This is a genomic window from Hydrogenophaga aquatica (genome assembly GCF_054780915.1).
The window spans coordinates 37,895-61,911 of sequence record NZ_BAAGVK010000009.1 but is presented as its reverse complement, the minus strand read 5'-3'; the positions used below and the strand labels follow the sequence as shown (position 1 = coordinate 61,911).

The 24,017-nt window shown below is 64.8% G+C and carries 17 protein-coding genes; 9 read left to right on the top strand and 8 right to left on the bottom strand.

The features are described 5' to 3' along the window. Positions 1-17: 17 nt before the first annotated feature. On the top strand, positions 18-866 hold the full coding sequence (purU, locus tag ACYVHH_RS06895) for a formyltetrahydrofolate deformylase (protein WP_460564393.1): 849 nt from the start codon (positions 18-20) through the stop codon (positions 864-866). A gap of 15 nt (positions 867-881) precedes the next feature. Here purU and ACYVHH_RS06890 read toward each other — a convergent pair whose 3' ends face one another. Further along, a complete protein-coding gene (locus ACYVHH_RS06890; RefSeq protein ID WP_460564410.1) occupies positions 882-2,528 on the bottom strand; it encodes a methyl-accepting chemotaxis protein in 1,647 nt (548 codons plus the stop codon). A 209-nt stretch (positions 2,529-2,737) separates the two neighbouring features. Between ACYVHH_RS06890 and ACYVHH_RS06885 the strand changes: the two genes are divergently transcribed. Further along, a complete protein-coding gene (locus ACYVHH_RS06885; protein ID WP_460564392.1) occupies positions 2,738-3,622 on the top strand; it encodes a LysR substrate-binding domain-containing protein in 885 nt (294 codons plus the stop codon). 25 nt (positions 3,623-3,647) lie between these two features. Here ACYVHH_RS06885 and ACYVHH_RS06880 read toward each other — a convergent pair whose 3' ends face one another. After that, complete coding sequence (locus ACYVHH_RS06880) at positions 3,648-4,070, bottom strand: Hsp20/alpha crystallin family protein (RefSeq protein ID WP_460564391.1); 423 nt, start codon at positions 4,068-4,070, stop codon at positions 3,648-3,650. A 245-nt stretch (positions 4,071-4,315) separates the two neighbouring features. On the opposite strand from ACYVHH_RS06880, the gene ACYVHH_RS06875 reads away from it, so the two are divergent. Continuing rightward, positions 4,316-5,818: an FAD-linked oxidase C-terminal domain-containing protein gene (locus tag ACYVHH_RS06875; protein ID WP_460564390.1), complete on the top strand. Its 1,503-nt coding sequence runs from the start codon at positions 4,316-4,318 to the stop codon at positions 5,816-5,818. A 16-nt stretch (positions 5,819-5,834) separates the two neighbouring features. Here ACYVHH_RS06875 and ACYVHH_RS06870 read toward each other — a convergent pair whose 3' ends face one another. The 4 genes from ACYVHH_RS06870 to ACYVHH_RS06855 form a co-directional block, all read right to left on the bottom strand. After that, positions 5,835-7,910: a putative bifunctional diguanylate cyclase/phosphodiesterase gene (locus ACYVHH_RS06870; protein WP_460564389.1), complete on the bottom strand. Its 2,076-nt coding sequence runs from the start codon at positions 7,908-7,910 to the stop codon at positions 5,835-5,837. Next, positions 7,907-8,479: a YfiR family protein gene (locus ACYVHH_RS06865; protein WP_460564388.1), complete on the bottom strand. Its 573-nt coding sequence runs from the start codon at positions 8,477-8,479 to the stop codon at positions 7,907-7,909. The genes ACYVHH_RS06870 and ACYVHH_RS06865 overlap by 4 nt, the downstream gene beginning before the upstream one ends. Continuing rightward, positions 8,476-10,419, bottom strand: a complete 1,944-nt coding sequence (locus ACYVHH_RS06860) for a TonB-dependent receptor plug domain-containing protein (protein WP_460564387.1) — start codon at positions 10,417-10,419, stop codon at positions 8,476-8,478. The genes ACYVHH_RS06865 and ACYVHH_RS06860 overlap by 4 nt, the downstream gene beginning before the upstream one ends. Before the next feature lie 200 nt (positions 10,420-10,619). Continuing rightward, complete coding sequence (locus ACYVHH_RS06855) at positions 10,620-12,611, bottom strand: TonB-dependent receptor plug domain-containing protein (protein WP_460564386.1); 1,992 nt, start codon at positions 12,609-12,611, stop codon at positions 10,620-10,622. A 291-nt stretch (positions 12,612-12,902) separates the two neighbouring features. Here ACYVHH_RS06855 and ACYVHH_RS06850 point away from each other — a divergent pair, with 291 nt between their 5' ends. Next, positions 12,903-14,603: a sensor histidine kinase gene (locus tag ACYVHH_RS06850; RefSeq protein WP_460564385.1), complete on the top strand. Its 1,701-nt coding sequence runs from the start codon at positions 12,903-12,905 to the stop codon at positions 14,601-14,603. Here the strand turns inward: ACYVHH_RS06850 and ACYVHH_RS06845 are convergent. Continuing rightward, positions 14,577-15,044: an Lrp/AsnC ligand binding domain-containing protein gene (locus ACYVHH_RS06845; protein WP_460564384.1), complete on the bottom strand. Its 468-nt coding sequence runs from the start codon at positions 15,042-15,044 to the stop codon at positions 14,577-14,579. The genes ACYVHH_RS06850 and ACYVHH_RS06845 overlap by 27 nt on opposite strands. A 108-nt stretch (positions 15,045-15,152) precedes the next feature. Between ACYVHH_RS06845 and putA the strand changes: the two genes are divergently transcribed. Then, positions 15,153-18,938: a trifunctional transcriptional regulator/proline dehydrogenase/L-glutamate gamma-semialdehyde dehydrogenase gene (putA, locus tag ACYVHH_RS06840; RefSeq protein WP_460564383.1), complete on the top strand. Its 3,786-nt coding sequence runs from the start codon at positions 15,153-15,155 to the stop codon at positions 18,936-18,938. A gap of 49 nt (positions 18,939-18,987) precedes the next feature. Next, entirely contained in the window at positions 18,988-20,127 is a 1,140-nt protein-coding gene (locus ACYVHH_RS06835; RefSeq protein WP_460564382.1) for an NAD(P)/FAD-dependent oxidoreductase, read from the top strand. A gap of 20 nt (positions 20,128-20,147) precedes the next feature. On the opposite strand, the gene ACYVHH_RS06830 is transcribed toward ACYVHH_RS06835, so the two are convergent. Further along, positions 20,148-20,852: a YggS family pyridoxal phosphate-dependent enzyme gene (locus ACYVHH_RS06830; protein WP_460564381.1), complete on the bottom strand. Its 705-nt coding sequence runs from the start codon at positions 20,850-20,852 to the stop codon at positions 20,148-20,150. A 32-nt stretch (positions 20,853-20,884) separates the two neighbouring features. Here ACYVHH_RS06830 and ACYVHH_RS06825 point away from each other — a divergent pair, with 32 nt between their 5' ends. From ACYVHH_RS06825 to ACYVHH_RS06815, 3 genes are read left to right on the top strand one after another with little or no spacing between them, the layout of a single operon-like run. Continuing rightward, positions 20,885-21,928 carry a type IV pilus twitching motility protein PilT gene (locus ACYVHH_RS06825; RefSeq protein WP_460564380.1) on the top strand — a complete coding sequence of 348 codons (1,044 nt, stop codon included), beginning with the start codon at positions 20,885-20,887 and terminating at the stop codon, positions 21,926-21,928. Between the two features lie 17 nt (positions 21,929-21,945). Next, on the top strand, positions 21,946-23,082 hold the full coding sequence (locus tag ACYVHH_RS06820; protein WP_460564379.1) for a PilT/PilU family type 4a pilus ATPase: 1,137 nt from the start codon (positions 21,946-21,948) through the stop codon (positions 23,080-23,082). A gap of 10 nt (positions 23,083-23,092) precedes the next feature. Continuing rightward, positions 23,093-24,004, top strand: a complete 912-nt coding sequence (locus ACYVHH_RS06815; protein WP_460564378.1) for an NAD(P)-dependent oxidoreductase — start codon at positions 23,093-23,095, stop codon at positions 24,002-24,004. Positions 24,005-24,017: the final 13 nt, after the last annotated feature.

The window sequence follows — 24,017 nt, the reverse complement described above, 5'->3', positions numbered from 1 at the left end:
GCGACAATCACGCCATCATGAACGCCACTTATGTTTTGACCCTGTCCTGCCAGGACAAGCCTGGCATCGTGCACGCCGTCTCGGGCTTTCTGCTGGAACACGGCGGCAACATCGAGGAAGCCGCCCAATACAACGACCACGACACCGGCCTGTTCTTCATGCGGGTGCAGTTCGTCTGCGACCGCCTGCCCGCGGCCGAGCTGCACCAGCGGGTGCAGGCCTTCGCCGAAGCCCACACCATGCAGTGGGGCCTGCACCCGCTGCGCGAGCCCATGCGCACGGTGCTGCTGGTGAGCCAGCAAGGCCACTGCCTCAACGACCTGCTGTTCCGCTGGAAAAGCGGCCTGCTGCGTCTGGACATCCGCGCCATCATCAGCAACCACCGCGACTTCTACCAGCTCGCGGCCAGCTACAACATCCCCTTCCACCACCTGCCCGTGTCGGCAGCAACCAAGGCCGAAGTGGAAGCACGTCAGCTGGACATCATCCGGCAAGAGCAGGCCGAACTGGTGGTGCTGGCACGCTACATGCAGATCCTCAGCGACAACATGTGCACCCAGCTCTCGGGCAAGGCCATCAACATCCACCACAGCTTCCTGCCCAGCTTCAAGGGAGCCAAGCCCTACTACCAGGCGCACGACCGGGGGGTCAAGCTCATCGGCGCAACGGCCCACTACGTGACGGCCGACCTGGACGAGGGCCCCATCATCGAGCAGGACGTGGCACGCGTGGACCACAGCATGACGGTGGACGACCTCACGGCCATAGGCCGCGACACCGAGAGCCAGGTGCTGGCCCGAGCCGTCAAATGGCACAGCGAGCACCGCGTGCTGCTCAACGGCCACAAGACGGTCGTGTTCAAGTAAACGCGGGACGGGCGCTCAGTCCTGGGTGCCCAGCTCGAACCGGCTAAGCAACTCGTCCAGCCGTCGCGCCTGTGTGTCCAACAGGCGGGCTGTCACCACGCCCTGCTGCGCCAAGGCTGCATTCTGCTGGTTGCCCGCATCCAGCCCGTTCACGGCCTGGTTGATTTCCGCAATCCCTTCGCTCTGCTCGGCCGAAGCCACGGAGATATCCTCCATCACATTGCTGACCGACTGGATGGCTTCGGTGACCTTGCAGATGGCGTCGCGGGCTTTCTGCGTCTGTTCCACACCACTTTGCACCTTTGCGGTGGAGCCGTGGATGATGTCGTTGATCTCGCGCGCAGCATCGGCGCTGCGCCTGGCCAGTTCGCGCACTTCGGCAGCAACCACGGCAAACCCCCTGCCATGCTCTCCGGCGTGCGCAGCCTCGACGGCCGCATTCAGCGCCAGGATGTTGGTGCGAAAAGCAATGCCCTCGATGACACCGGTGATGGACTGGATGGCACGAGTGCCCTGGTCAATCTGTTCCATGGTCTGGGCCACGTCAACCACCACGTCGCTGCCAACGCGCGCCGCCTGGTGCGCCTGAGCTGTCAGTGCTGCTGCCTCGCCTGCCCCATCAGCGTTTCGGCGGGCAATGTCGGCCATCTGCCGAATGTTGACCGCTGCCTGCGCCAGAGCCTGTGTTTGCTGGTCGGTGCGTTGTGCCAGCGTCTGGTTGCTGGCTGTGATCTCGCCAGACGCCTGAGCCACCTGCCGGGAGCTTGCGGCCACTTCACGCAACGTCCGCGCAAGCTGCGCCTGCATTTCGGCGAGGGAATGCATCAGGCTGCCCTCATTCCGTGAAGAAACACGAATCTGGCCGTTCAATCGGCCTTGAGCAATGTCCCCCGCAATCGCCTTGGCATGTGCAGGCTCCGCTCCAAGCTGACGGGTCAGGCGCCGCGTCACCCAGGCACTGATGACGCCTGCCAACACCACCAGTGCCAGGGTGATGGCAGCCATCCACCCCATGGACACCTGGTAAATGTGGTCTGCATTGGCCAAAGTCGCCTCCGCAGACTGTGCACGTTTCGCGGTCAGCTCATCGACAATTTTTTCAAGCTTGCGAGTTTCATATTGCAGGCGTGCGTCCTGCGTCACCACATCGGGACTCATGAGCATCAGATCCAGGGGCTGAGCCTTGACCAGTGCAACATACCCGTCCAGCAAACGGGCAAAAGTGGCCTCCGCTGCCACCAACGCCTCGACGGTGCTGGCAGAGTCCTCTTCGGAAGCGAAGGCTCGCAAAACGGCTGTCTGTTCGTCAACATGCCGCAGGCTGCTCGCGATCTGCGCCCCCAACGTGTCGCGTTCTGCCGCTGTGGTGGCAGTCAACAACTGCGACTGCGCCCGGCTGGCCCGCAACATCCCGCTGCGCACCTGTTCAGCGGCCTGACCCGCACGGTAGGCCTGATCGTAGAGAACACGGCTGGCGTCGTTCAGACCACCCATCTGGCGAAGCGAAAACGCCCCAATGGCCAACGCCCCCAGCAGCATGGTCGCGAAAGCCATCAACAAGCTGGCTCGCACCGTCAGCCCATCAATCCACCTGGCAACACCTTCGTGCCCCGCAACGCTCGGCCGCGGCGCCGCACGCAGACGGGCTGCCCACAAAGACATCCACCCCGTGGCAGTCATGCTCCGCACCGCCGCCGCCCGCCCCGGCGAGCCTCCATATCCAGACATGTTTCGCCTCCTCAGCAACACGAGCGGACAGGCGTTGTGCGCCAACCACTCCTTGGGACCCCTGCGTTTTGCGACAATAGGTGCCAAACGCCCCCGGCCAAGCAAGCATATCTCGTGCCGGAGCAGCTCATCATCACACCCCCATGGCCGTACGCATTCCTCCCATACAGTGCCTCCTGACCTTCGAGGCATTGGCCCGTTTGCGCAGCGTCACGCAGGCGGCGGAGGAGCTATGCGTCACACCCAGCGCGGTGAGCCACCGGGTCAAGCAGCTGGAACAGATACTGGGCGTGAAGCTGTTCGGCCGGGCCGATTTTTCCCTGACTACCGAGGGCAGCGAGTACCTGGCCCACGTGCGCGAGGGGCTGGCCACGCTGCAGAAGTTCCCCAGTGCCCAGGCCAACCCTGGCCGGCGCAAGCTGCGCCTGGCCATCACACCTACGTTCGCGCGGTCCATCGTCATGCCGCGCATCAAGCAGTTCGCCGAGGCCTACCCGGAGATCGACCTGACCCTGCAGGTCAGCATTCCGCTGCTCGACGTGGTGGCGGAGGACGCCGACCTCACCATCCGTTACGGCACGGGCCGCTACGCGGACGTCGAACACATCTGCCTGATGAAAGACGTGATCACGCCCCTGGCCTCCCCATCGTTCGTGAGAGAACACGGCCCCTTCGAAACCGCCGAGGACCTGGAGGGCGTGCCGCTGCTGCGCAGCCCCCTGGAGCCCTGGCGGACGTGGTTCGCGGCCAACCACCTGGACTGGCCCGAACCCGCCGACGGCTCACAGTTCAACGACATCGGGCTGATGTGCGACGGCGCGGCCGCGGGCATGGGTGTGGCGCTGGTGAGGCACAAGCTTGGGGCACCTTGGATAGAGAACGGCTCGCTCGTGAGGCTGGGGGATAGCGCCCCCTTCCTCACGGACGTACCCAGCCCGCACGCCCACTACCTGTGCTGGCGCACCGGCACCATGGACCGCTGGGAGTGCGCAACCTTCGCCGAATGGCTCAGGAAAGTGCTGGCCTGACCCAACATCCGGCAGGGATCGGCCGTCAGTCGATGGTGAGACGGTGGCTGCCAGAGCCGGTCTTCTTCGGCAGGGTCAGTGTCAACACGCCGTTGTCGTAGCGGGCCTTGGCACCGGACTTGTCGATGTCCATGGGCAACTGGAAGCTGCGCATCACCGAACCGTAGTACCTCTCGCTGCGCAAGGTCTTCTCGTCGGCCGTCTGGCGGTCCATCTGCTTGACCTCGGCGCCGAGGGTCACCACATTGCCCTCGATGGTCACCTGGATGTCGTCCTTGGGGATGCCTGGCATCTCGGCCTCCACGGTGTAGGACTGGCCGTTCTCCTTGATGTCCACTTTGATGGATTGCGGCAGCGGGTCCCCGTGCAGCGGGCGCACGAAGAAGCCAGGCGCCATGTCCTTGAAAAAATCGTCAAACAAACTGCCGCGCGTGATCAGACTGTTCATGGTTCACTCCTCTGTGACTGGCATGGGGTTGACAGACCACGACGGCAACCCGGCGTTGCCGTGACGGGTCCTGATGGAAAAAATAGCGCTGCCCCTGCCGGTTTTCAAGAGGTATGCCCAGGCATGGGACACAAATCTTGATGCAGGTCAAACCCCACCACGCGCGTGCCGTATGCCGTCTTTCACAAGCGGCTGAAGGTTTTTTCAAACCTTTTCCGCGGGGGTTGACCTAAACTTGGCGGACGATGAACGATCTCGCCGTCCCCCGCCAGACCCAGGCCCCAGACCGCGCAGCCCGGCAAGCCGAGGTGGTGCGTGCGCTGGGTGCCGTGCTACCGGCCCACGCCCTGCTGTACACGCCGGAAGACACCGTCCCCTACGAGTGCGACGGCCTGACCGCCTACCGGGAACGGCCGCTGGCCGTGGCCCTGCCCGAGACGGAGGACCAGGTGCAGGCTGTGTTGCGCGCCTGCCATGCGCTGGACGTGCCGGTGGTGGCCCGGGGCGCAGGCACCGGCCTGTCCGGCGGCGCCATGCCCCATGCCATGGGTGTGACCCTGTCCCTGGCCAAGTTCAACCGCATCCTGTCCATCGACCCACTGGCCCAGACGGCCGTGGTACAGGCTGGGGTGCGCAACCTTGCCATCAGCGAAGCCGCCGCCCCGCATGGCCTGTACTATGCCCCAGACCCCAGCAGCCAGATTGCCTGCACGATCGGCGGCAACGTGGCCGAGAACTCGGGCGGCGTGCATTGCCTGAAGTACGGCCTCACCGTGCACAACGTGCTCAAGGTGCGCGGCTACACCATTGAGGGCGATCCCGTCACCTTCGGTGGTGACGCGCTGGACGCGCCCGGGCTCGACCTGCTGGCCGTGCTCATCGGCAGCGAAGGCATGCTTGCCGTGACCACCGAAGTCACCGTGAGGCTCGTGCCCAAGCCCCAGCTGGCACGCTGCATCATGGCCAGCTTCGATGACGTGCGCAAGGCGGGCGACGCGGTGGCGTCGGTGATCGCCGCCGGCATCATCCCCGCTGGACTGGAGATGATGGACAAGCCCATGACGGCGGCGGTCGAGGACTTCGTGCATGCGGGCTACGACCTGACGGCCGAAGCCATCCTGCTGTGCGAAAGCGACGGTACGCCGGAAGAGGTGGAGGAAGAGATCGACCGCATGAGCGAGGTGCTGCGCGCCGCTGGCGCCACGGCCATTGCCGTGAGCCGCGACGAAGCGGAACGCCTGCGCTTCTGGAGCGGTCGCAAGAACGCCTTCCCGGCGTCCGGCCGCATCAGTCCCGACTACATGTGCATGGACTCCACCATCCCGCGCAAGCGCCTGGCCGACATCCTGCTGGCGATCCAGCAGATGGAAAAGAAATACGGCCTGCGCTGCGCCAACGTGTTCCACGCGGGTGACGGCAACCTGCACCCGCTCATCCTGTTCGATGCCAACGACCCTGACCAGCTGCACCGCTGCGAGCTGTTCGGCGCCGACATTCTGGAAACCAGCGTTGCCATGGGCGGCACCGTCACGGGGGAACATGGGGTGGGCGTGGAAAAGCTCAACAGCATGTGTGTGCAATTCAGCGCCGAGGAAAACGAGCTGATGTTCGGCGTAAAGCGCGCTTTTGACACCAAGGGCCTGCTGAACCCGGGCAAGGTGATTCCCACGCTGCACCGCTGCGCCGAGTACGGCAAGATGCTGGTGCGCGCGGGCAAACTGGCCCACCCGGATCTGCCGCGCTTCTGATCAGGTCACGCCACCTTCAGACCAGTGATGCTGCATCCACCGCCTTGGCGGAGGCCAGCACCCATTCCGACGCTGCCTGCAGCGGCAGCGGACGGGAAAACAGATATCCCTGTGCCATGCGGCAACCCGCGTCCCGAAGGAAATCCGCGTGGGTCTCCGTCTCCACACCTTCGGCCATCAACCCCAGCCCCATGCCCTGGGCGATCGAGATGATGGCGCGCGTGATGGTGGCATCGTCTTCGTCCACGGGCAGGTTGGCCACGAACGAACGGTCAATCTTGAGGGTATCCACCGGGTACAGCTTGAGATAGCTCAACGAGGAATAGCCGGTGCCAAAATCATCCAGCGCCACGCGGATACCGGCCTGGCGCAGCGCCTGCAGTTTGTCAGCGGTGGCGTTGCGGTCGTCCATCAGCACCGTTTCGGTCAACTCCAGATCGACCAGGCTGGGATCCAGGGCACTGCTGCGGAGTTCTGCCAGGACGCGCTCGACGATATCGGCCTGCTTGAGTTGCCGACCGGACAGGTTGAGCCCCAGCCGCAGGCCTGGATGCACCGACTGCCACGTGCTGGCTTGGCGAAACCCTGTTCGCATGACCCAGTCGCCGATGGCGTGGATGAGCCCGGTTTCCTCGGCTATGGGGATGAACTCATTGGGGGAAATCACGCCCATTTCAGGGTGGTTCCAGCGCAGCAGGGCTTCAAAGCCCACCAGGCGGGGTGGATCGGTCAAGGTCACCTGCGGCTGGTAGAGCAATTCCAGTTGCCCGGTTTCGATGGCCTGGCGCAACCCCTGTTCCAGCGTGAACCGTTTCAGGGACCCGTTCTCCATCTCTGGCGCAAACACCCGGAAGCTGTTCTTGCCGCTGCCCTTCGCGTGGTACATCGCGGTGTCGGCATTGCGCAGCAGCGTCACCGTGTCGGTCGCGTGATCGGGGCAGAGCGCCACGCCAACACTGGCACCGATCCGCACCTGCCGGCCCTCGATGTGAAACGGGCTGGAGAGGGCCGCCACCAGATGGCCCGCCACCCGTGCCGCCTGCTCCGCCTTGACGCTGTGCTCCAGAATGACGGCGAACTCGTCCCCCCCGATCCTGCAGATGATGTCGTTGCTGCGCAAGGTGGCCCGCAAGCCATCCGCCACCTGCCTCAGCAACGCGTCGCCCGCCTCATGGCCCAGCGTGTCGTTGACCACCTTGAAATCGTCAAGATCGATGAAAAGCACTGCGCACCCGCCACCGCAGCGAACCACCTCGCTCACCGCGACCTCGAGCTTCTCCTTGAAATAGTGCCGGTTGTGCAAGTCGGTGACGTTGTCGTAGTACGCCATTCTGTTGAGCTGGTTCTCCACCTTGCGCCGCTGGACCAGCTCCGCGTTCAACCTGGCGTCATGCCATTCCAGCTTCTCCATCATCGCGTTGAAGCTGAGGGCGAGTGCACCCACCTCATCCTGCGCGCCCACCTCGGCGCGCAAAGAAAAGTCCTGCTCGGCGCGCACCTTGTTCGTGAGACGCACCAGCCTGTGCAACGGCTTGACAATGCCCTTTGCAATGCGCCTCGTCCAGATGAACGCCACGGCAAGCACGAGGGCCGCCGCTGCCGCCCCGAAACCCGCCTGAAGCAAGAGCCCTCGGTAAACGGAATCCAGGCTGGCCTCGATGGTCACGGAACCGATGATCTGGCCCCGCAAAACGATAGGCTGCTGAACACCCAGAAAGCACCATTCATGCCGCCAGGCCACAAGCCAACAGGCACGCTGCGTGCCAGGCCGCTCGTAACGTGCCATCGGGCTCCCGCCATCGTCCATGAGTTCTGCGCGAGTGATGTCAGGGACGGCAGCCAGCGAGGCCAGCACTTCGCCCGCCTCCGCCTCGTTGCCGAACATGATGGAGGCAGCCCCGTTGCTTCCCACCACCTTGGCATGGGCGGCCATGGCATCGGCGAGCATGTCTCGACGAACCGCAAACTGGTACAGCAAGACGAACAGCAACAACGCCAGCATGGCCACCGAGGTCATCCAAACCACAGCCCACATGAGTTTGTCACGCAAAGGGCGGTCTTCGAAACGAATGGAGGCGTTGGACTGTGTCACGATTTGTTGACCACAAAACTGGCCAGCTTGAGCAGGCGTGCACTGAAGTCCAGCTTGACGCGGCGGGCCGCAGGCAGGTTCACGTCGAATGCCAGCCTGCCGCCCTGGCGCCGGACTTCGATCATCACCCCCTGCTCCACCAGCCCCTCCGCATCGCTGACGGTCAGCACGGGGTAACCGTTCAAGCGGTTCAATGCGGCGGGAAACAGCCTTCTCTGGCCTTCATCGACATAGAGCAACTGGCAGGGCTCCAGGTCATCGCCGGGCATGACGTTGCGAACCACCAGCGGCAACCCCTCCTGGACCGGACGCCCCTGCAACCGCCTCAGCTCATCTCCCACGGCAGACGTGCCCAGCACGCAGAACTGGAAGGACTGCGCTGACAGCTTGGGCCATTGCGTGAACACCGCGAAGTTGTAGAGGTAGGCCGCCTTCATCGCACGCTCGTCCACCGGCGCGCGCTCGGATGACGAAGGAGGCTGTGCCGCGGAGGCCACGAGTTGCGCGTGCGCGGGGAATACCGCCCACAAGCCAGCCAGCGCGAACGCAAGTACCAGGAGCCTTTTCATCGGAACCTGTACTCCAGCTGCAGCCAGTACGTGCGGCCGTCGCGAACGAATGCCCCCCTCTCATCGCCAAGATAGGGATTGACAATGCTTCCGTACCTGCGGTCGAACAGGTTGCGTACACCGAACGTGACGTCCAGCCCAATGGCGACGTTACGCCCATGAAAGGTTAGGTCAGTGACCGCATACCCGGGAATAGTGAACTGCTCCTCATCCAAGTTGCGACTGACTCGCGACGCGACAACACGCCAAGCCAAACTGACGCGCCAACGATCAGTGACCAACGGCACCGACACCTGTACTTTGCCTACATCGCTCGGAGAGTTGATCAACCCTTTGCCATCGTTGGCTCGCGCATGCTGATGGGCGTAACTGGTCTTGATGGTGGTCCCGCTCCAACGCCACTCCAGCGCCAGCTCTCCTCCCTGGAAGTGGAGATAGGTCAAATCAGGCATCCAGCTACTGGCCAGCAAGTTCGACATGCGATAGCGATACAACGAACCTACGGACCTAAGGCCTAGCGCTGGCCACTGGTGATCCAGCACAACCTCCGTTGTCCGGAACTTCTCTGCTTTGTCGCCCAACCCGTATCGAATTTCGTCCCAGCTGGACCACCGGGAAGCCGTGCCATGCGACACCTTGACCGATGTGTCACCGCCGGGTCTATAAACCAGCGCCAAACGCGGATTGGTGCGGCGTACCATCTTATGCGCCGAGGTGCGCCGGTCATGGCGTAGCGCAAGACTCAGATCAAGGGTCGGCGCGAGCTGAATCTCGTCCTGCAAATAGACCCCCAGATTGCGCACACGGTCTCCGCGCTGCAGAGCGTAATCCTGGAATTCGCCGTCACTTTCGTTGATTTCCTCGTGCTTGGAACGCAGACGCTGGTCGGCACGGTACTCCAAACCGAAAACCACACGATGCCCTGCCCAGATCGAGGTGGCCAGTTGCGTCTGACCACCCCACCATGCACCGCCCACCTTGTCACGATAGAGCGTGCCGCCGTCAGACGCCCTGTAGGCATAGTCGTACCCGCCCTGGTACAACCGGAAAGATGCCTTCCAGTCGTTCCAGTCCACGTCGCGCCCCAATTGCCAGAAGGCATAGGTATCGGTTGATTTTTCGGCAACACCTTCGCGCATCTCGCGCTGGGCGAGTGCCGTTTCCGCCCACCACCCGCCGCGTCGAGCTTTAAAAAACAACTTCCGGTCTGTGGACGCAAACCTGACCGGAGCGGCGCTGATCCAGGCGTTCACGTCGTTTCCGTGTACCGCCGCAGACAACAGCCAATCGGTACCATCTTCGGTGCGCCCACCCAAGTTCAGTCGGGTCTTGTGATTGTTGTGCGACCCCCAGCTCGTGGCCAGCTCGCCCCCGGCCATGTCGCGCCCCTTACGGGTAAAGACATGGATCGCCCCAAGAAAAGCGTTATTGCCATAAATGGCGGCGCCAGGCCCGGGCACGTATTCCACTCGGTCGATGACCGATACATCCAGTAACCCGTCATCGCCAAAAAATATCTGGTTGTATACGTTGTCGGCGACGGGGTACCCGTCGATCACCAGCACGTAGCGTCCGAAGTACTCACCGGGCAAACCATATCCTCGAGCACTGGTGTAGTAATACGCCCCGTCGAAGTCCAGCACCAGCCCTAGCAGGTTCTCCAGGACTTCGGCCAACGTGCGGTAGCCGAATTGCCGGATTTCCTCGGCCGTGACCACCGACACAGCGGATGGCGCGTCGGTGACTTCGCGCACAAAACCCGCAGCGCCTGTGACCTCGGTCTCCAGCAGCTCCTCGAAGGGCAGCTCCACCAGGTCGTCAGCAGCCCCCGCCGCCAGGCCCGTTTGCCAGGCGCACACCAGTGCCGCAGCCAGGCTGACCTGGCTCAGGCACTTGCGAAGCGGCATGCGGCATGCCATCACGACGGTGGGGCCAAACATGACCAATGGGTGTGGGAAGCAGATTCGACAGGAGGGGCACAGGGCGTCAGTGGTTGCCACGACAACCCACGCTATCCAATAACGCCAAGGATGCCCGGTCAGCCTCGCCAGAACCATCAGCCAAGACTGATTTATCCATCAGCGCTTCCCTACACGGCGTCAGGATGACCCTAGCGGCGGAGCCTCACCGCAAGGCCATGTCACAGAAACTTGTACTCAAGCTGCAGCCAGTACGTACGGCCGCCCCACGGCAGAGCCTGCCCCTTGTTGGAAAAACGAGACTCCACCCCGCTTTGCTTGTCAAACAGGTCGCGGACAGCAAACGTCAGGTCCAGCCCCTTGACCAGGTTGCGGCCCAGCAAGGTCACATCGGTCGCGGCATACGATTTGGCAATCGCACCGGCACCGGGGTTGTTGTCCCCGTCACGCCTGGCCAGCGCACGCAGGGCCAAGCTGACACGCCAGCGGTCGTTGGCCAGCGGAACAGACACCTGGAGCTTGCTGACCCTGCTCGGCACGTTCTTCAGGGGCTCGCCCAGGTTATCGCGCGACGTCTGCACCGCATGGCTGGCGCGCAGGAACACCCCTTGCCAGCGCCACTCCAGCTCCACTTCGGCACCACGAGAAGCGATGTAGGTCATCGTCGGATTCAGGACCGTTTCCTTGCGTGGGTCGATCCGGTAGCTGTAGAGGGATCCGAGCAGCCTGAGGCCTTGGCGCGGCCAGCGGCTTTCTGCGGAAGCCTCGGTGGTCCGCACGCGCTCAACGGTATCAAACCCCATGTTGCGGTCCATCCACCCCATCCATCTGGCGGCTCGCCCATGTGCAAGCTTGAATTGCGTATCGGGCGTCAGGCGGTAGACCAGGCCCAGCCTGGGGTTAAGCACGTCGTTGTACTGCCCCGAAAGCTGGCGCTGGTCGTAACGCAGCCCAAGGTTCACGTCAACATCTGGATGCAGATGCACCTCTTCCTGCGCATAAATGGACCAGAACCGAACGTCATCACCATGCAAGGTCTGAGAGAAAAGCACGACAGGACCAAAGTTCACTCGTTGCTGCAGGCCAATGTCCCGCTCCTTGCGGTACTCTGCCCCCAAGGTCCAGCGGCGCCAGTCCGACACCGTTCCCGCCAGTTGCGCATGCGCGCCCGACGCGGCCCTGGTCAACCGCCGTTCAGCATCGGGAGCACCTTCCTTGCCCTTCTCTTCATTGTGGAACGCGAACGAACCGTCGTACAGCTTGAAAGACGCCTTCAAACCATCCCACTCGGCGTCGTAACCGACTTGCGTAAACGTGCTCAGGTCTTGCCCAGACCATGTCCGAAACTCAGCTACATGTTGCTGATCGCGTTTGGCTCTGGCCGTCTCCAGCCACCACCCCCTGTGCCGGACCTTCAGAAAGAAACGCTCGTCCTCAGACCTTGGAGCGGTGAGATCATCCACCCTCATGTGATCTGGCAGGGACACCGCATGGGTTGACAGTGACAGCAGGATATCGGTACTGCTGTCGAGCCGCTTCCCGAAGTTCAAACGGGTCTTGCGGTCGCCATGTGACCCGTGCAGACGGGCAAGCCGGGCGCCATCCAGATCACGCCCCTTGCGCGTGATGACGTTGAACACCCCCAGGAAAGCGTTGTTACCGTAAACCGCGGCGCCTGGCCCGGGTGCGTATTCCACTCGGTCGATAATGGAAGGGTCCAGCAAACTCTCGTCGCCCATGAAGATTTGGTAGTGCATGGGGTCGGCCACCGGGTAACCATCCACCAGCAGCGCAATGCGGCCGGCAGACTCCAAGGCATTGCCGTATCCACGCCCGCTCAGGTTGTGGTAGGCGCCGTCGAAGCTGACATGGACCCCGCGCATGCTGTTGAGGATCTCGGCCAGCGTGCGGTAGCCGAACTGCTGAATTTCCTCTGCCGTGACCACCGAGACGGCAGACGGCGCATCGGTGACCTCGCGCACGAAACTTGCCGCCCCCGACACATCGGTTTCCAGCAGCTCCTCGAAAGACAACGCAACCAATCCATCCGGAGGGTCCGCCGCCACACAGGCCTGCCCCGCGCAGGCCAGCCATACCGCCAAACCGACTTGGCGAAAAGCCTTGCACCAGGCAGGAAACAGATTCGGCACATCCATGCCGCGGCCCTTTGGGCACAGCAGGTGCAAATCCGTCGAAACATCGGGGCCGGGCATGACCAGGTGGGGGGAGGTGGTGGATTCAAAACGCCATGGGCAAGAGATGGGCAGGCGATATGGCGCCGCCATCATTCAACCGGCCGAAGGATGCCTCGCGAACCTTGCAAGCGCCATCAGGCAAGGCTGATTTGCTTGTCGTCCACCCCCTACGCCGGCTCAGAATCTCCTGCGGGGTACCTGTGCCAACGCCAAGAACCTTTTCATCGGAACCTGTGCTCCAGTTACCGCCAATGCTGCGGCCAGGACCGTCCTGGCAACAACCCGCATGTCATGCGGTAAAGTTCTCGCATGAGCCTGTCACCCGCTGACGACTACCTGCCAGAGTCTTTTTTTTCCAACCTGTACCCAGAGTTGGAAGCGCCTGCCCCGTCCCGTTCCGGCACAGATGAAATCTCGACCCGGCTGACGCGGCTGGTGGAACTCTGGCCGAACGCTGTCTTCTGCCTGGACACTCGCCTGCATTGCCTGTCGGCCAACCGTGAGGCCCGCGGCTGGAGCACCCGGCCAGTTGAGATGTCCCGCAGCACCCCGTTGCACGAGTTGCTGGACGAAGGACTGATGCATGCGCTCGTGCCCTGCCTGTCCAGTGCGCTGCGCGGTCTTGAGCAGACGCTTGAAGGTGAGTTTCCTCACCCGACCCAGGGGATGCGCTGGCTGAACGTCCGGGTTCAGCCGGATCATGCCGAGGGAGTCGTGCAAGGCCTGTTCCTGCACATGACAGACCAGACCGAGCAGCGGCTGCGCGCACAGGGCATGCATGACGACAACCGCCGGTTGCAGGCCCAGGTTCTGAGGCATGCCGAGCAACTGGGCGCCAGCGAAGCCCGGCTGCGGCTGATGGCCGAAGGTATCCGGGATGCCGGAATCTTCTTCCTGGACGCTGAAGGACTCGTTTCCGAATGGCCCCTGAGCGCCCAGCGCCTGCTTGGGCACTCGGCGGCAGAGGCGCTGGGGCAAGCGGCGAACCTGTTCGATCCACACGACAGCCCTGGCGAGGAAAACGACACGCTCCTGGCACTGGAGCGCGCCACGCTGCTCGGGCAGTGTGAATCCACCGGGTGGAAGGTTCGGCGTGACGGGTCGCGCTTCTGGGCCCAAACGGTTTTCACGGCATTGAACGACGCCCGGACCGGCGAGACCTCTGGCTACTCCTGCCTGATGCGTGACATGACCGAGGTCAAGCGCCTGGAAGACCTGCTGCGCCAGCTCAACCAAGACCTGGAGGCGCGGGTGGAAGAGCGCACGCGCCAGCTGCAGGACATCAACCAGGATCTGGAAGCGTTTTCCTACTCCGTCTCGCACGACCTGCGTGCGCCGCTACGGCACATCGGCAGTTTCGTCGGCATCCTGCGCGAAGAACTGGGCCCGGACGCCGACCCGGACGTCCAGCGCCACCTGGGCACCATCGCCCAGGCTGCCGAGCACATGGGTCAGCTCATCGAAGGGCTGCTGGCGTTCTCGCGCCTGGGACGCGCCCCGCTCCAGCGCAAGAGCGTGGCGATGGCCGCGCTGCTGCAATCCAGCCAGAACCGGGTGCAGCACGACCCGGCCTTGCGCCGCCCGCCTGAGAGCGTGTGCTGGCAAGTCGCCGCCGACCTGCCCACGGCGCAAGGGGACGGCCTGCTGCTGAGCCAGGTATGGGACAACCTGCTGGCCAACGCGCTGAAGTACAGCCGCCCGCGCGAGGTGGCCGAGATCACCGTGGGCTGGCACGCCAGTGGCGGGGGTGAGCAGGTGTTCTGGGTGCGCGACAACGGCGTGGGCTTTGATCCGCGCCGGGCAGACAAGCTGTTCGGGGTGTTCCAGCGCCTCCACCGGGCCAACGAATTTGAAGGTACCAGCATTGGCCTGGCACTGTGCCGCCGCATTGTGGAACGCCACGGTGGGCGCATCTGGGCCGAGAGCGAACCCGGCAAGGGCAGCACCTTCTTCTTCGCGTTGCCAACCCCCGGCACAGCAGGGTCAGCGCAGCAAGTGCAGGTGGGTTGAGTTCTTGACCTCCTCCATCACCGCGTAAGTGCGTGTCTCACGCACGCCGGGCAGTTGCCACAGCACGGCACCAGCAAAGTTGCGGTAGGCGTTCATGTCGGCGGCGCGGGTCTTGAGCAGGTAGTCGAACCCCCCGGCCACCATGTGACATTCCAGGACTTCAGGCTGCACCTGCACGGCGGCCTTGAACTCGTCGAACACGTTGGGGGTGGTACGGTCCAGCAGCACCTCCACGAACACCAGCATGCCGGCACCCAGCTTCAACGGGTTGAGCCGCGCCTCGTAGCCCAGGATGTAGCCCTCTCGCGTGAGGCGTTGCACCCGCGCCAGGACCGCCGTGGGTGACAGCGCCACCGCCTCTGCCAGTTTGAGGTTGCTGATCCGGCCGTCACGCTGCAAAACGTCAAGGATGCGCAGGTCGATGCGGTCCAACTCGTCCATGGGCAAATCAATAGTGAAAGATTCGTCAATATAGCCAAATTTCGAACAAAAACTCAACAAAGAAACGCAGATCATCCACGTATTCACCAACCGAATGGATGACCTGCCATGAATGCCCCTGCCACGCCTGAACAGCTGCAAGCCGCCGCCATAACCCGGACGGCACCATTCGCCCGCTTCGTGGACGGGCCGCTGCAACGCACCCCGTTGAGACAGGCCATCACCGCCGCCTGGCGCCGCCCCGAGCCGGAGCTGCTGCCGGGGCTGCTGGAGCAGGCCCGCCTGGACCCGCACATCCACACCGCAACGCAAGCCCTGGCCCAGCGGCTGGCACGCCAGCTGCGCGAGCGCAAACCCGCCGTGGGCCGCGCCGGGCTGGTGCAAGGCCTGCTACAGGAATACGCCCTGTCGTCGCAGGAGGGCGTGGCCCTGATGTGCCTGGCCGAGGCGCTGCTGCGCATCCCCGACGCCGAAACGCGCGACGCGCTGATCCGCGACAAGGTAGGCCGCGGGGAGTGGACGGCCCACCTTGGCCGCAGCCCGTCGTTGTTCGTCAACGCCGCCACCTGGGGCCTGCTGCTCACGGGCAAGCTGGTGGCCACGCACAGCGAAGCGGGCCTGAGCGCCACCCTGGGCGCACTGGTGCGCAAGGGCGGCGAGCCGCTGATCCGTAAGGGCGTGGACATGGCCATGCGCCTGATGGGCGAGCAGTTCGTCACCGGCGAAACCATCGAAGAGGCGCTGGAGCACGCACGGGTGCGGGAAGCGCAGGGCTTCCGCTACTCCTACGACATGCTGGGCGAAGCGGCCCTCACCGCCGAAGACGCACAACGCTACCTGGCCGCTTACGAAGCCGCCATCCACGCCATCGGCCGGGCGGCGAACGGGGCGGGTGTGCATGCGGGGCCGGGCATCTCCATCAAGCTGTCGGCCCTGCACCCGCGTTACAGCCGCGCACAGTACCAGCGCGTGATGGACGAACTCTACCCCGTGCTGCTGCGCCTCGCGCAACTGGCCAGAAGCTACAACATCGGCCTGAACATCGACGCCGAAGAGGCCGACCGGCTGGAACTCTCACTGGATCTGCTGGAAAAGCTCTGCTTTGCACCTGAACTGGCGGGCTTCGACGGCATCGGCTTCGTCGTGCAGGCCTACCAGAAGCGCTGCCCGTACGTGATCGACTTCGTCATCGACGTGGCACGGCGCAGCGGCCACCGGCTGATGGTGCGCCTGGTCAAAGGTGCCTACTGGGACAGCGAGATCAAGCGCGCCCAGCTCGACGGCATGAGCGGCTACCCGGTCTACACCCGCAAGGCCCACACCGACGTGGCCTACCTGGCCTGCGCACGCCGCCTGCTGGCCGCGCCGGACGCCGTGTACCCGCAGTTCGCCACACACAACGCTCACACGCTTGCGGCCATCTACCACCTGGCGGACCCAGAGCGTTACCAACCCGGCCAGTACGAATTCCAATGCCTGCACGGCATGGGCGAGCCGCTGTACGAGCAAGTGGTGAGCGAGCTGAAGCGCCCCTGCCGCATCTACGCCCCCGTGGGCACACACGAAACGCTGCTGGCCTACCTGGTGCGGCGCCTGCTGGAAAACGGCGCCAACACGTCCTTCGTGCACCAGATGGCCGACCCCAGCCTGCCCATCGAGCAACTGGTGCAAGACCCGGTGGACGCCGTGGAGGCGGCCGGACAAAACGAAGGGCGCGTTGGCCTGCCCCATCCCGCCATTGCCCTGCCCGCTGGGCTGTATGGTGATCAGCGCGCCAACTCCGCCGGTCTGGACCTGGCCAACGAAGCGGCGCTGCATTCCCTGCAGGAGGCTCTGCTGACCAGCGCCAACGTGCCTTGGCAAGCCCAGCCGATGCTTGCCCGAGACACGCGCGCAGAAGGCCAGAACCCTTTCCAGCCCGTGCACAACCCGGCCGATGCACGCGACACCGTGGGGCACGTCCGCGAAGCCAGTGCAACCGACGTAGAGCTTGCATTGCAAGCGGCCTCGGACTTCGCACCCGCCTGGGCGGCCATGCCCCCTGTGGAGCGTGCCGCCGCACTGGACCGTGCCGCTGACGCGATGCAGTCAGACATGCCGCGCCTGATGGGCCTGCTGATGCGCGAAGCGGGCAAAACCGCCGCCAACGCCATCGCCGAGGTGCGCGAGGCCATCGACTTCCTGCGCTACTACGCTGCCCAGGTCCGCCACGGCTTCGACAACACCAACCACGTGCCGTTGGGCCCCGTGGTGTGCATCAGCCCCTGGAACTTCCCGCTGGCCATCTTCACCGGCCAGGTGGCGGCCGCCCTGGCCGCTGGCAACGCGGTGCTGGCCAAACCTGCCGAGCAGACCCCGCTGGTGGCCGCCGCAGCCGTACGGCTCTTGTGGGATGCGGGCGTACCGCCCGGTGCGCTGCAACTGCTGCCCGGGCGCGGTGAAACGGTGGGCGCCCCCCTGGTGGCCGACGAGCGCGTGCAAGGCGTCATGTTCACCGGCTCCACCGAGGTGGCCCGCCTGCTGCAACGCACCCTGGCCCTGCGCCTGGGCGCCACCGGCCAGCCGGTGCCTCTCATCGCCGAAACCGGCGGGCAAAACGCCATGATCGTGGACGCCTCGGCCCTGCCTGAACAGGTGGTGAACGACGTGGTGGCCTCCGCCTTCGACAGCGCGGGCCAGCGCTGCTCGGCCCTGCGCGTGCTGTGCCTGCAACACGACGTGGCCGAGCGCGTGCTCGCCATGCTGCGTGGCGCCATGGCCGAACTGCGCCTGGGCAACCCCGGCGAGCTGGCCGTGGATGTCGGCCCGGTGATCGACGTCGAGGCGCGCGACAACATCGAACGGCACATTGCCACCATGCGTTCACGCGGCCACACCGTGTTCCAGGCGCACCAGCCAGGCCATGACGCGGCACGCCACGGCACCTTCGTCCCCCCCACACTGATCGAGCTGTCTCACATCGGGGAGCTAGAGCGTGAGGTCTTTGGCCCGGTACTGCACGTGGTGCGCTACGCCCGGCGCGACCTGGGCGCGCTGATCGAGCAGATCAACGCAACGGGCTACGGCCTCACGCTGGGCGTGCACACACGCATAGACGAGACCATTGCCCAGGTAGTTGCCTGCGCCCACGCGGGCAACCGCTACGTCAACCGCAACATGGTGGGCGCAGTGGTGGGGGTGCAGCCTTTTGGGGGCGAAGGCCTTTCGGGCACCGGCCCCAAGGCGGGTGGCCCCATCTACCTGTACCGCCTGCTGGCCCTACGCCCGGCCAACGTGCTGAATCGCGCCCTGGGGTGGTGCCAGAACACCCCGGCCGCGTCGCCCGACGAAGTCCATTCACCCCAGACCACTACAGCCCTTCGGGCGCTGGTGGACTGGGCCGCTCAGCGGGGGAACACGGCTCTGCCCGCTGTCTGCAAGCGCTTCGCGGAGCACGCCTGGCCCCGCGCCATCACCACACTGACCGGCCCCACCGGCGAGCGCAACGACTACAGCCTGCACCCGCGGGACGCCGTTCTGTGCCTGGCCACGGGAGATGACGACCGGCTCGTGCAACTGGCTGCCGTGTTGGCCGTGGATGGTCGCGCCATCTGGCCTGCCGAACACGCCGCCTTGCGCGAGCAGCTGCCCGAGGCTGTTCAGGAACGGATAGACCTGGTGGCAGATTGGCACGCACCAGCGGCCCTGTTCGACGCGGTGCTGCACCACGGCACCCCCGACGAGTTGCGCCAGCTGAGCCTGACGCTCGCCCAACGGCCTGGCGCCATCGTTGGCGTGCAAGGACTCGCCCCCGGTGACACCGGCGTGGCCCTGGAGCGCCTGGTGGTGGAACGGTCGCTGAGCGTCAATACAGCCGCGGCAGGTGGGAACGCCAGCCTGATGACGCTGGACTGAAATGCCACTGCGCCCGCCGACATAATCCAGGGGATACCCTGGAGAAAGCATGCTGACAGACACCCCTACAGAAGCGGACTTCATCATCATAGGCGCTGGCATGGCAGGCGCGTCTGCCGCATACTGGCTGGCGCCGCATGGCCGCGTGGTGCTGCTGGAACGTGAGTCCCAGCCCGGCTACCACACGACCGGCCGCTCCGCCGCCGTGTACCTTGAGGCCTACGGCAGCGCCCAGGTGCGCGCGCTGACGCTGGCCAGCCGCGACTTCTTCCTGCGCCCGCCCTCTGTGTTCGGCGAACACCCGCTGATGACAAGGCGCGGCGCCATGATGGTGGCCGCGCCCGGCCAGGAGGCCGAACTCGAAGCCCACGCCCAGGTACTGGCGGGGCTTGGCCTGCGCCACGAGCGTTTGACGGCCGAACAGGCGTGCCAGCGCGTCCCCGTGCTGCGGCCACAGATGGTGACCGCCGCGCTGCTGGAGCCCGACGCCTGCGACCTGGACGTGCACGCCATCCATCAGGGCTTCCTCAAGGGCATGCGCCAGCACGGCGGCCAGCTGGCCTGCCAGGCAGATGTGCAGGCCCTGCGGCATGAGGCGGGCCGCTGGACGGTACAGACCACCGCAGGCACCTGGCAGGCGCCAGTGGTGCTCAACGCCGCAGGCGCGTGGGCCGAGCGCATCGGGCAGATGGCCGGGGGCCAATCCATTGGCCTGGTCCCCTACCGCCGCGCCGCCTTCACCTTCGCCCTGCCCGCCGGGGTGGACGCGAGCGGCTGGCCCATGACCTACAGCGCGGGCGAGGACTGGTACTTCAAGCCCGACGCCGGGCTGCTGCTGGCTTCTCCCGCCAACGCCGACCCCACCGAACCGCAAGACGTGCAGCCCGAAGAACTGGACATCGCGCTCGGCATCCACCGTATCGAAGAAGCCACCACCCTCACCATCCGCCGCCCGGCCCACACCTGGGCAGGCTTGCGCTCGTTCGTGGCCGACAAAAGCCTGGTGGGCGGCTTCGACGCGCAGGCACCGGGCTTCTTCTGGGTGGCCGGGCAAGGAGGGTACGGTATCCAGACTGCGCCTGCCATGGGCGAGGCCTGCGCCAGCCTGGCGCGCGGCCTGCCGCTGCCACAGCGCCTGACGGACTTTGGACTCAGCGCCGACGCCCTCAGCCCCCGGCGCCTGGGCTGAAAGCCTGCGGACACCCAGCCTCAAACCTGGGCGTACGACCGCCGCCCGAAGATCGCACTGCCCACGCGCACCATCGTGCTGCCGCTGGCCACGGCGGCCTCCAGGTCATCGCTCATGCCCATGGACAGGGTATCCAACCCCAAACCCTCGGCGTTCAGGGCGTCAAACAAGGCCCTCGCACGGGCAAACACAGCACAGGCCGAAGCAAAGTCGGGCGCGGGCTCGGGAATGCACATCAGGCCGCGCAGCCGCAGGCGAGGCAAGGCTGCCACCGCGCGCGCCAGCGCCAGCGCCTCCTCCGGCGTGACGCCCGCCTTGGTCGGTCCGCCATCCACGTTCACCTGCACGCACACCTGCAAGGGAGGAAGCCCGGGCGGCCGCTGCTCGCTCAGCCGCTGCGCGATCTTCAGGCGGTCCACCGACTGCACCCAGCCGAAATGCTCCGCCACCGGTCGCGTCTTGTTGCTCTGCAGCGGCCCGATGCAATGCCACTCCAGCCCGTCCGCGCCCTGCTCGCGCAGCCGGAGGATCTTGTCTACCCCCTCCTGTACATAGTTTTCACCGAACGCTTGCTGGCCCGCCGCCAGGGCCTCGGCCACGGCATCCGCGTCGAACGTCTTGGATACCGCCAGCAGGCGCACCGTGGCGGGGTCGCGGCCGGCGCGCTCGCAAGCCTGTGTGATGCGCTCGCGAACTCGCTGGAGATTGTCTGAAATCGTTGCCATAATGGGAGAAACCACGCCTTACGGGAATCGGGATGGATATCACTCAACTGTTGGCCTTCAGCACGAAGAACAAGGCTTCGGACCTTCACCTCTCTGCGGGCCTGCCGCCGATGATACGGGTGCATGGCGACGTGCGACGCATCAACGTGGAGCCGCTGGACCACAAACAGGTCCACGCCATGGTGTATGACATCATGAACGACGCCCAGCGCAAGGCCTACGAAGAACACCTGGAGGTGGACTTCTCGTTCGAGATCGAAGGCCTGGCGCGCTTCCGTGTGAACGCCTTCAACCAGAACCGGGGCGCCGCCGCCGTGTTCCGGACGATTCCGTCCAAGATCATGACGCTGGACCAGCTCAACTGCCCCAAGATCTTCGCCGAGCTGGCGCTCAAGCCGCGCGGCCTGGTGCTGGTCACGGGCCCCACCGGCTCCGGCAAGTCCACCACCTTGGCGGCCATGGTCAACCACCTCAACGAAAACGAATACGGCCACATCCTCACCATCGAGGACCCGATCGAATTCGTGCACGACTCCAAGAAGTGCCTGGTCAACCAGCGTGAAGTGGGGCCGATGACGCACAGCTTCGCCAACGCCCTGCGCTCGGCCCTGCGCGAAGACCCGGACGCGGTGCTGGTGGGCGAGATGCGCGACCTGGAAACCATCCGCCTGGCCATGACCGCCGCCGAAACCGGCCACCTGGTCTTCGGCACGCTGCACACCTCCAGCGCGGCCAAGACCATCGACCGTATCGTGGACGTATTCCCCCCCGAGGAAAAAGAGATGGTGCGCGCCATGCTGTCCGAGTCGCTGGTAGCGGTGATCTCGCAGACACTGCTCAAGACCGCCGACGGCAACGGCCGCGTCGCCGCGCACGAGATCATGATCGGCACACCCGCCATCCGCAACCTCATCCGCGAAAACAAGGTCGCGCAGATGTATTCGGCGATCCAGACGGGCAACAGCTTCGGCATGCAGACGCTCGACCAGAGCCTCATCGAACTGGTCCGCCGCAACATCATCACGCCCGCCGAGGCCCGCGCCAAGGCCAAGATCCCCGACAACTTCCCTGGCTGAACGCAAGGAGAGCGCAGATGGAACGCGATCAAGCGAGCAATTTCGTCAACGACCTGCTCAAACTCATGGTCAGCCGCAATGGCAGTGACCTGTTCCTCACGGCCGAGTTTCCGCCCGCCATCAAGGTGGACGGCAAGATCAACAAGGTTTCGCCGCAACCCCTGACGGGCCAGCACACCCAGGCCCTGGCGCGAGCCATCATGAACGACAAGCAGGCTGCGGAGTTCGAGCGCACGCGCGAGTGCAACTTCGCCATCGCGCCGGCGGGCATCGGGCGCTTCCGCGTGAACGCCTTCGTGCAGATGGGCAAGGTCGGCCTGGTGATGCGGACCATTCCGGCCAAGATCCCCACGGTGGACGAACTGGGGCTGCCACAGCAGCTCAAGAACCTCGCCCTGGCCAAGCGCGGCATCTGCCTGCTGGTGGGGGGAACGGGTTCGGGCAAGTCCACCTCGCTGGCCGCCATGGTGGACTGGCGCAACGAGAACACCCACGACCACATCGTCACCGTGGAAGACCCGGTGGAGTTCGTGCACCAGCACAAGAACTGCATCATCACCCAACGGGAAGTGGGCCTGGACACCGACAACTGGGAAAACGCGCTGAAAAACTCCCTGCGTCAGGCCCCCAACGTCATTCTGATGGGCGAGATCCGCGACCGCGAAACCATGGAGCACGCCATCTCCTTCTCGGAGACCGGCCACCTTTGCCTGGCCACGCTGCACGCCAACAGCGCCAACCAGGCCATGGAGCGCATCATCAACTTCTTCCCCGAGGAGCGCCACGCGCAGCTGCTCAAGGACGTGTCGCTGAACCTGCGCGGCATGGTTGCGCAGCGCCTGCTGCCACGGCAGGACGGCAAGGGCCGTTACGCGGTGGTCGAGATTCTGCTCAACAGCGGGCTGATCGCCGACCTCATCATGAAGGGCGAGATCAACGAGATCAAGGAAGTGATGAAGCGCAGCCGCGAGGTCGGCATGCAGACCTTCGACCAGGCGCTCTTCGACGCTTTCGAGGCCAACCTCGTCTCCTACGAGGAAGCCATCCGCAACGCAGACTCGCAGAACGACCTCAAGCTCAACATCAAACTCAACAGCCAGCGCGCCCGCACCACCGACCTGGCAGCCGGCACCGAACACCTGACCATCATCTGAACACCGACGCATGAGCAGCCTGAACCCGAAGACATACGAAGCCACCCCCTCCATTCGCGTCGCTTTCCTGGGCCTGGGCGTCATGGGTTACCCCATGGCAGGTCACCTGGCGCTGGCAGGCCATCAGGTCACGGTCTACAACCGCAGCGCCAGCAAGGCGCAGGCCTTCACCCAGGAATTCGCCCAGCACGCGGTCGACATGGCCGCTACGCCACGCCAGGCCGCCGCCAGCGCCGACATCGTGTTCTGCTGCGTGGGCAACGACGAAGACCTTCGCTCCGTGGTGCTGGGTGACGAAGGCGCCTTTGCAGGCATGCGGCCCGACACGGTTTTCGTGGACCACACCACGGCGTCGGCGAACGTGGCACGCGAGCTGTATGCCAAGGCCCGGGCACACGGCCTGCATTTCATCGATGCGCCCGTCTCAGGCGGCCAGGCCGGCGCACAAAACGGCATGCTCACTGTCATGTGCGGTGGTGACGCCCCCATCTTCGAACGCGTGCGCCCCGCCGCCATGGCGTTCTCGCGCGCCTTCACCCACATTGGCGAAGCTGGTGCCGGCCAACTCGCCAAGATGGTCAACCAGATTTGCATTGCCGGGCTCGTGCAGGGCCTGAGCGAGGCCATCGCCTTCGGCCAGAACGCCGGGCTGGACATGAACCTGGTGCTGGATGTGATCGGCAAAGGCGCGGCGCAGAGCTGGCAACTGGACAACCGCGGCAAGACCATGGTGGCCGACCAGTTCAACTTTGGCTTTGCCGTGGACTGGATGCGCAAGGACCTGGGGCTGGTGCTGGACGAGGCCAAGCGCAACGGTTCGCGCCTGCCCGTCACCGCATTGGTGGACCAGTTCTACGCCGACGTGCAGCGCATGGAAGGCGGCCGCTGGGACACGTCCAGCCTGATCAAGCGGCTGCGCTGACCTGCGCGCCCCC

Bases quoted from the DNA above. Each gene is read 5' to 3' on its own strand.
- purU (WP_460564393.1), top strand. From the start codon at position 18: ATGAACGCCACTTATGTTTTGACCCTGTCCTGCCAGGACAAGCCTGGC.
- ACYVHH_RS06890 (WP_460564410.1), bottom strand. From the start codon at position 2,528: ATGTCTTTGTGGGCAGCCCGTCTGCGTGCGGCGCCGCGGCCGAGCGTT.
- ACYVHH_RS06885 (WP_460564392.1), top strand. From the start codon at position 2,738: ATGGCCGTACGCATTCCTCCCATACAGTGCCTCCTGACCTTCGAGGCA.
- ACYVHH_RS06880 (WP_460564391.1), bottom strand. From the start codon at position 4,070: ATGAACAGTCTGATCACGCGCGGCAGTTTGTTTGACGATTTTTTCAAG.
- ACYVHH_RS06875 (WP_460564390.1), top strand. From the start codon at position 4,316: ATGAACGATCTCGCCGTCCCCCGCCAGACCCAGGCCCCAGACCGCGCA.
- ACYVHH_RS06865 (WP_460564388.1), bottom strand. From the start codon at position 8,479: ATGAAAAGGCTCCTGGTACTTGCGTTCGCGCTGGCTGGCTTGTGGGCG.
- ACYVHH_RS06860 (WP_460564387.1), bottom strand. From the start codon at position 10,419: ATGTTTGGCCCCACCGTCGTGATGGCATGCCGCATGCCGCTTCGCAAG.
- ACYVHH_RS06855 (WP_460564386.1), bottom strand. From the start codon at position 12,611: ATGCCCGGCCCCGATGTTTCGACGGATTTGCACCTGCTGTGCCCAAAG.
- ACYVHH_RS06850 (WP_460564385.1), top strand. From the start codon at position 12,903: ATGAGCCTGTCACCCGCTGACGACTACCTGCCAGAGTCTTTTTTTTCC.
- ACYVHH_RS06845 (WP_460564384.1), bottom strand. From the start codon at position 15,044: ATGGACGAGTTGGACCGCATCGACCTGCGCATCCTTGACGTTTTGCAG.
- putA (WP_460564383.1), top strand. From the start codon at position 15,153: ATGAATGCCCCTGCCACGCCTGAACAGCTGCAAGCCGCCGCCATAACC.
- ACYVHH_RS06835 (WP_460564382.1), top strand. From the start codon at position 18,988: ATGCTGACAGACACCCCTACAGAAGCGGACTTCATCATCATAGGCGCT.
- ACYVHH_RS06830 (WP_460564381.1), bottom strand. From the start codon at position 20,852: ATGGCAACGATTTCAGACAATCTCCAGCGAGTTCGCGAGCGCATCACA.
- ACYVHH_RS06825 (WP_460564380.1), top strand. From the start codon at position 20,885: ATGGATATCACTCAACTGTTGGCCTTCAGCACGAAGAACAAGGCTTCG.
- ACYVHH_RS06820 (WP_460564379.1), top strand. From the start codon at position 21,946: ATGGAACGCGATCAAGCGAGCAATTTCGTCAACGACCTGCTCAAACTC.
- ACYVHH_RS06815 (WP_460564378.1), top strand. From the start codon at position 23,093: ATGAGCAGCCTGAACCCGAAGACATACGAAGCCACCCCCTCCATTCGC.